5 protein-coding genes are annotated in these 2831 nt (G+C 67.1%); all 5 read right to left on the reverse strand.

The features are described 5' to 3' along the window. Positions 1–94, reverse strand: a 94-nt coding sequence (locus TSO221_RS36940) for a hypothetical protein (RefSeq protein ID WP_146209004.1), incomplete at its 3' end; no start/stop codon positions are given. Between the two features lie 36 nt (positions 95–130). Further along, entirely contained in the window at positions 131–1006 is an 876-nt protein-coding gene (locus TSO221_RS34295; protein WP_109122931.1) for a formate/nitrite transporter family protein, read from the reverse strand. A gap of 13 nt (positions 1007–1019) precedes the next feature. Further along, a complete protein-coding gene (gene pflA, locus TSO221_RS34300) occupies positions 1020–1733 on the reverse strand; it encodes a pyruvate formate-lyase-activating protein (protein WP_247878401.1) in 714 nt (237 codons plus the stop codon). A gap of 96 nt (positions 1734–1829) precedes the next feature. Further along, complete coding sequence (locus TSO221_RS35840; protein ID WP_158284307.1) at positions 1830–1988, reverse strand: hypothetical protein; 159 nt, start codon at positions 1986–1988, stop codon at positions 1830–1832. Positions 1989–2079: 91 nt separating this feature from the next. Further along, positions 2080–2831 (reverse strand): glycine radical domain-containing protein (locus TSO221_RS34305; RefSeq protein ID WP_109122933.1); only part of this gene is annotated, 752 nt, incomplete at its 5' end.

Genomic DNA, 2831 nt, shown 5'->3' on the forward strand with positions numbered 1-2831 from the left:
AGGCGCCGGAGTCCAGCGTCACGTCGACCTCGACGGTCGGGTTGCCGCGGCTGTCCAGGATCTCGCGGGCGGTGATGTCGGTAATGGCGCTCATGATATTGGTGTTTCCTTGATTCGGGTGAAGGATGGCTCAGTGGCGCGTCGCCGGGCGGCGGTAGATGAACCAGTAGACGGCGCCGACCAGCAGCGCGCCTCCCACCCAGTTGCCGAGCGTCACCGCGCCGAGGTTGAGGAGGAAATGGCCAGGCTCGATGGGCGGAAAGCGTCGTCCCAGATCGGCCCAGAAACTCTCAGGAGCATCCCATTGGATGAGCAGGCCGAGCGGCACGAAGTACATGTTCGCCACGCAGTGCTCGAACCCGGCGGCGACGAAGGCGCTCACCGGCAACGCCACGGCCAGAACCTTGTCGGTGACGCTGCGCGCGCCCAGCGCCAGCCACACCGCCAGGCAGACCAGCACGTTGCACAGGATGCCCAACACAAAAGCCTGCATCACCGGCAATCCGCTCTTGCTCGTCGCGATGTACAGCGCGGTGGCGCCCACCGCCCCGTGCCCGAAGGCGTATTGCCCGGACAGGAACACCAGCAGCGCGGTGCCGAACGCCCCGACGAAGTTGCCCAGCCAGACCAGCGTCCACACCCGTAGCATCTGGTGGGCCATCAAGCGGCCGCTGGCCCAGGCCATGACCATCAGCGCGTCGCCGGTGAACAGCTGCGCGCCGCCCACCACCACCAGCACCAGCCCCAGCGAGAACGCCAAGCCGCCGAGCAGCCGCGTCACCCCGTAGGGCAGCATCCCCTCGGCCCCTGACCAGGTGACGGTGGCGAACAGCCCGCCCAGCGCGATGAAGGCGCCGGCCAGCACTGCGAGAGCGAATAGGCTCGCGGTGTCGGTGTGCGCCTTCTTGACGCCGAGATCCTCGGCAGCAAGCGCAATGGCGTGCGGCAGGCGCGCGTCCAGCGTCTTGAGCGCATCGAGGTCGGCGATGCGATGGGTATCCATCATCCCTCGTCCTCTCCTAGGCGACCCACAGGCCCTGCGCGCGGAAGCGGTCGCGCACCCGCCTGGTCAGCTCAGCCGGGGGTGGTTCGGTCTCGGCGAGTCGATAGGGCAGGCCCAACTCGCGCCATTTGAATTCGCCCAACTTGTGAAAGGGCAGCACGTCCACCCGCTCCACCACGCTGAGCCCGGCGGCGAACTCGGCCAGGGCATCGATTTCAGCAAAATCGGCTGTCAGACCGGGCACCAGCACGTAGCGCAGCCAGACCGGCTTGCCCATCAGGCTCAGCCGCTCAGCGAACTCCAGCGTTGGACGCAGCGGCACCCCGGTCAGCGCGCAATTAGTGGATTCCTTGAAAGCCTTGATGTCGAGCAGCACCAAGTCGATGTCTGCCAACAGGTGGTCGTCGGCATGGGCGCCGAGGAAACCGGAGGTGTCCAACGCGGTGTGCAGGCCCAACGCCTTGGCGCCGCAGAAGATTGCGGCGCAGAACTCCGGCTGCACCAGCGGCTCGCCGCCGCTGATGGTCAGCCCGCCCCGGACGCGCGTCAGGAGGTCGGCGTAGCCCTCCAGCTCGCCGAGGATCTCGGCCGAGGATGTACGGGTGCCGTCATGCATGTGACGGGTGTCGGGGTTGTGGCAGTAGGCGCAACGCAGCGGGCAGCCGGCCAGGAATAGCACGTAGCGGATCCCCGGCCCATCCGCCGTGCCGGCGGTTTCGACCGAGTGCACCCACCCCTCCACGGCGCCCGGCCTGAGGCGATGATCCATCGCTCCACCCGTACCGACTTGAACGCGCATATCCATGACGACCGGTACTCCAGGACACTAAATAGCGGCTGAAAGCATCGCCAGCGCGATGAGGGCAACGGCGCCGACGATCAGCAGATCAATCCGCTCGAATGCTCGACCATCCGCTTGGGCTTTATGGGTTTCTCCGCCGCCGTCACCCGAGGTCTTGCGGAATGGATGTGAGTAGTAATGCATGCTGTCCTTCCCCATCGACGCGCACGCGATCCACTTGCAGGTCGCTGCGAGCGGCGCCCGCCTCGCGCGGAGGCGGGCCGCCCGCCGGCTGCTACTGCATGGTGTGGAAAGTGCGGTTGATGACATCGATCTGCTGTTCGCGCGTCAGCTTGATGAAGTTCACGGCGTAGCCCGACACGCGGATGGTGAGCTGCGGGTACAGCTCCGGGTGGTCCATGGCGTGCAGCAGCGTCTCGCGGTCGAACACGTTGACGTTCATGTGATGGCCGCCCCGACCGAAGTAGCCGTCCAGCATGCCCGCCAGGTTCGCCACGCGCTCCTCGTCCGTCGGCCCCAGGCCCGAGGGGACGATGGTGAAGGTGTACGAGATGCCGTCCTGCGCATGGGCATAGGGCAGCTTCGCCACGCTCGCCATGGAGGCGATGGCGCCCTTGCGGTCGCGCCTATGCATCGGGTTAGCGCCCGGCGCGAACGGCTCGCCCGCCCTGCGCCCGTCCGGCGTCGAGCCGGTCTTCTTGCCGTACACCACGTTGGAGGTGATGGTCAGCACCGACTGGGTGGGCAGCGCGTTGCGGTAGGTCTTCTGCTTGCGCAACGCCGCCATGAAGCTCTCGACCAGCCACACCGCAATGCCGTCCACCCGCGCGTCGTTGTTGCCGAACGCCGGGTACTCACCCTCGATCGCGAAGTCGGTGGCCAGCCCGCGCTCGTCGCGCACCACCGAGACCTTGGCGTGCTTGATCGCCGACAGGCTGTCGGCGACCACCGAGAGCCCGGCGATGCCGCAGGCCATGGTGCGCAGCACGTCGCGGTCGTGCAGCGCCATCTCCAGGCGCTCGTACA

The sequence above is a fragment of the Azospirillum sp. TSO22-1 genome, from assembly GCF_003116015.1.
Lineage (GTDB): Bacteria > Pseudomonadota > Alphaproteobacteria > Azospirillales > Azospirillaceae > Azospirillum.

Bases quoted from the DNA above. Each gene is read 5' to 3' on its own strand.
- TSO221_RS34295 (WP_109122931.1), bottom strand. From the start codon at position 1,006: ATGATGGATACCCATCGCATCGCCGACCTCGATGCGCTCAAGACGCTG.
- TSO221_RS35840 (WP_158284307.1), bottom strand. From the start codon at position 1,988: ATGCATTACTACTCACATCCATTCCGCAAGACCTCGGGTGACGGCGGC.